We start from the raw sequence: 3,603 nt of genomic DNA on the forward strand, positions 1-3,603 counted from the left end.
CCTTGCGGCGACGATCAAGGAGCGGGGCCAGCTACAGCCGATCACGGTTGCGCCAGCGGACGCCGACGGTCGCCATATGGTGCACTTCGGGGAGAGAAGGTGGCGGGCCTGTCAGCATATCGGAATCCCCGTGCGCGCGATCGTCGGTGAGCAGACCGACGCCGCTCAAGTGCGGATCGATCAGTTCATTGAGAACGACCAGCGCGAGCAGCTTTCCGCGCTCGACATGATAGCGTTCGTCGCTGACCAGGTGAATGCCGGACGATCCGTTAGCGAGCTGGCGCGCGTCACGGGCCGCGATCGAGCAACGCTTGCCCGCTATCAGTCGCTCGCATCGGCTCCCGACTTCATCACGGCCAGACTGGACGATATTTCCGCGCGTGGTGCCGCAGCCCTGTTGAGCGCCGCCCAGCGCGACGAGGCCGTAACCCGCGCCTTCCTTGAGAGCGCGTCGGTTGGCAGTCTGACCGTTAGAGCGTGCGAGCAGTTCGCCCGAGACGTGGGGGGCAAGGCGCAGGAGCCAGCGACTACCGGGAAGGCCGCAAAGGATCAGCAGCCAGCGAAGGTGGCGGGCGAAGGGGAGGGGGGTAAAGCCCAATTTCTTCCTTCCGCGAATGACTCCGTTGAGCCACGCGCGCCGGTGGCGAGAAGGGGCAGGCAGGCCGATGCAGCGCGCTTCATCGACGTTGAAGGCAAGCGCGCACGGATCATTGAAGCGGTGTTGCACTTCGATGGCGAAGATGAGCCCCGGACCGTCCGTTTCGTTCAGTAGCGACCGCCAGAGAGGGGGACTCGCTGCGCTCGCCGATCTCCCATTTCCGCGTTTCGTCGCTCAAAGCACATCGGAGATTGTGGCACGTGCCACAGAAAAGAGTGTGAAGTAGTGGGGTGTGTTTTATGGCAGGATAGGGGTTGCTGCGTTCATTGTATTACACTACACCTCGCAAGCGAGGATGACGCAACCGATGACACCCCCCACCGAAGCCAAGGCGATGATGACAGTCCGCGTTGACCGCGCGACGCTCGCCGCCTTCGATGCGCTCGCAGAGGGAAGGGGAGGCAGGAGCGCGCTTTTGCGATCTTTGCTCGACCAGGCCATGAGCCGCGTCGGTGACGCGCCGCGCGTTGCCCCGCGAGCGGAGCCCGCAGGCAACCGCATTTCAATCTCGCTGACAGACGCTGAAATCGCCGTGCTGGACGCGCGCGCCGCTCAGAGGGGTGTCGATCGCGCCGGATGGATAAAGGCGCTTGCACGCCGCCATATCGGCCTGAAGGGGCACGTCGACGATGGGCTTCGCGACGCTGTTGCACCGATCCGGATGCAGTTGCAGCGCATCGGCCGCAATCTCAATCAGGCCATGAAGGCGGGCAATGCCGCGATGATGGCTGACAGCGGCCTACAGATCGAACGCGAGCTGCGCCGGATCATCGACATGCGCGCAGAGATCAACGAGCAAGTGGCGGCGCTGGGCGACGCGCTGCGCGGCGATACGTCGTTCTGGCAGGTAGCAGACTAATGGCATTTGAGGACGAGCTGTGGGGCGCGCTAAAGCCGGTCTTTCGGCCACGGGTGTTCGGCGACCCGAACCTGAAATATGCCAGGCAGATCGTCAGCGGCACCGGCCAGTTCGCGCCGCATACGAGCCCGCCGCCCCGGTTGATGGACGTTCGCGAAGTTCTCGCGCGCGTGGTGCGGAAGTCGCCCGAAGTGGTGGTGAAGGTGACTGGCCGGAAGAAGGGCGCGGCCCACCTTGCGGCGCATCTCGACTATATCGGCCGTAAGGGCGACATCGTTCTCGAGACACGCGACGGCGAGCAGATCAGGGACAAGGCCGACATCGCCCGCATCGCCGAAGAGTGGTCGGACTCGCTCTATTGGCGTCAGGGCACCAGCGTTTCGGCCGTCTCTATGATTTTCTCGATGCCGCAGGGCACCGATCCGGAAACCGTCAAGCAGGCGGTCCGGGAGGCGGCCGATCGCATGGTTGGCGACAACCACGATTATCTGATGGCGCTCCATACCGACACGCCGCGCCCGCATGTGCATCTGACCGTCCAGGCCGAAGGGATGGACCGCAAGCGCTTCGATCCCCGCCGCGAGGATCTGTTCAAGTTTCGCGAGGCGTTCGCCGAAGCGCTGCGCAGCCGCGGCGTCGAGGCCGAGGCGACGCCGCGCTACTCGCGCGGGCAGGGCAGGGCAGGGGTCAGTATGGCCCTTACACAGATGCGAGCGAAGATCCTCAGCGGCGCATCACGACAGCCTACGGACGCCGATTTGCAGCAGGCCCGGGAAGCGATGATGGTCGCGCTGGGGGAGGGCCAGCAGCCTATTTTCGTGTCGAAGGCTAAGGAGCGCTGGGAAGAGACGCGCCGGCGCTATGAGGCGGCGGCCGAGCGGCTTGGGCGTAGCGACAGCAACGCCGATCGCGCCCTTGCGCGCGATGTGCGGGAGTTCCTTAAAGAGCGGCCGACAATCGAAACTGTCCCCGATCGCGCCTTTAGGGACGCAGCGGGCAGGGTGAAGGCCGCCCAGGAGCGTCAGCAACAGCGGCACGATCCGCCGACGCCAGAAAGACCGGCGCCGACGCGGCGGCGGTAGCAAGTGCGGTGGTTCGCGGCGATTGGTCTCCCGGCGGCGGCGCGGCAAAGGGGCTTGGACGCCGCCGGGAGTGGTGCCTGATGCTCGGGGGGAGCAGCGGGCGTGCGTCGACATAACAGGCGACAATCAATCCTGCCATCGTCATCGGCAATGCCATCAACGGCAAATCGGCCGTGTTGGGAACTGCGAGCGACGAAAGGGAAAGCGCCGCGAGCCATTGCGCGCCTACCAGCCCCGGTCGATTATTTCCGGGCCAAACCTCAGCGGGCCGTGGAAAGGTCGGGCGCTTCGCAGATCGCGCCGGTCGTCCACCATGAAGCTCACATGCGGGCGGTATATGGTGTAGTCCCAGCATCCACCGGCGAGGCGCAGGGTATCGTGTCGCTCAGAGACGGCAGGGGATTGGAACATCAGCACGATCAGCCCGCCCATGCGCGCCAGTTTGCGATCGTGGCTGGATTCGACCGTAAGCGGCAAGTTGTCCAGCGGTCCCGGGCGTCACCTCAAGGTTTGTTCGCCAGACAACGATTTCTCGGACATAAGCGGAACATGGGCTACGCTACACGCTTCAACCGCGCCATTGGCTCGTTGAGTGGGTGGAATTCACCTGCTGGAAGTCGCCTGGCCTGCTCCCAGAGGTAATCGCCGGTCAGACTGATGTGCGCCCAGCCCATCGGAGAAAGGTGCGCAAGCAGTGCCGCATCGAACGTCGTGCCGACAGCGTTGAGGTGCTGGGCGGCCCGGTCGAGATAGACCGTGTTCCAGTAGGAAATCGCCGCAATCAGCAGGTTCAGCCCAGATGCGCGAAATTCCTGATTTTCCAGCGAGCGATCGGTGAACCGACCCTGCCGGTTGGTATAGATGGCGGCGGCAAGCGTGTGCCTCGCCTCGCCTTTGTTGAGACCGGCCTGACAGGCACGTCGCAGTTCCGGTTGTTCAAGCCAATCGAGCGTGAACAAAGTGCGCTCGATACGGCCCAGTTCAGCCAATGCAAAATCCAGCCT

The 3,603-nt window shown here is 64.1% G+C and carries 4 protein-coding genes; 3 read left to right on the forward strand and 1 reads right to left on the reverse strand.

Annotation, left to right across the window (positions count from 1 at the left end; genetic code table 11):
• The 3 genes from KYX69_RS22975 to KYX69_RS22985 all read left to right on the forward strand — a co-directional run.
• Positions 1-772, forward strand: a 772-nt coding sequence (locus KYX69_RS22975; protein ID WP_300501665.1) for a ParB/RepB/Spo0J family partition protein, incomplete at its 5' end; no start/stop codon positions are given.
• 193 nt (positions 773-965) lie between these two features.
• Positions 966-1,517 (forward strand): hypothetical protein, encoded by a 552-nt coding sequence (locus KYX69_RS22980; RefSeq protein ID WP_300501666.1) that lies wholly within the window; start codon positions 966-968, stop codon positions 1,515-1,517.
• Positions 1,517-2,599 (forward strand): relaxase/mobilization nuclease domain-containing protein, encoded by a 1,083-nt coding sequence (locus KYX69_RS22985; protein WP_300501667.1) that lies wholly within the window; start codon positions 1,517-1,519, stop codon positions 2,597-2,599. Before KYX69_RS22980 ends, KYX69_RS22985 begins: the two co-directional genes overlap by 1 nt.
• A gap of 554 nt (positions 2,600-3,153) precedes the next feature.
• Here the strand turns inward: KYX69_RS22985 and KYX69_RS22990 are convergent.
• Positions 3,154-3,603, reverse strand: a 450-nt coding sequence (locus KYX69_RS22990) for a Tn3 family transposase (protein ID WP_300501668.1), incomplete at its 5' end; no start/stop codon positions are given.

The organism is Sphingomonas sp., assembly GCF_030145815.1.
Classification (GTDB): Bacteria; Pseudomonadota; Alphaproteobacteria; order Sphingomonadales; family Sphingomonadaceae; genus Sphingomonas.

Coding starts and splice junctions, on each gene's coding strand:
- KYX69_RS22980 (WP_300501666.1), top strand. CDS start 966: ATGACACCCCCCACCGAAGCCAAGGCGATGATGACAGTCCGCGTTGAC.
- KYX69_RS22985 (WP_300501667.1), top strand. CDS start 1,517: ATGGCATTTGAGGACGAGCTGTGGGGCGCGCTAAAGCCGGTCTTTCGG.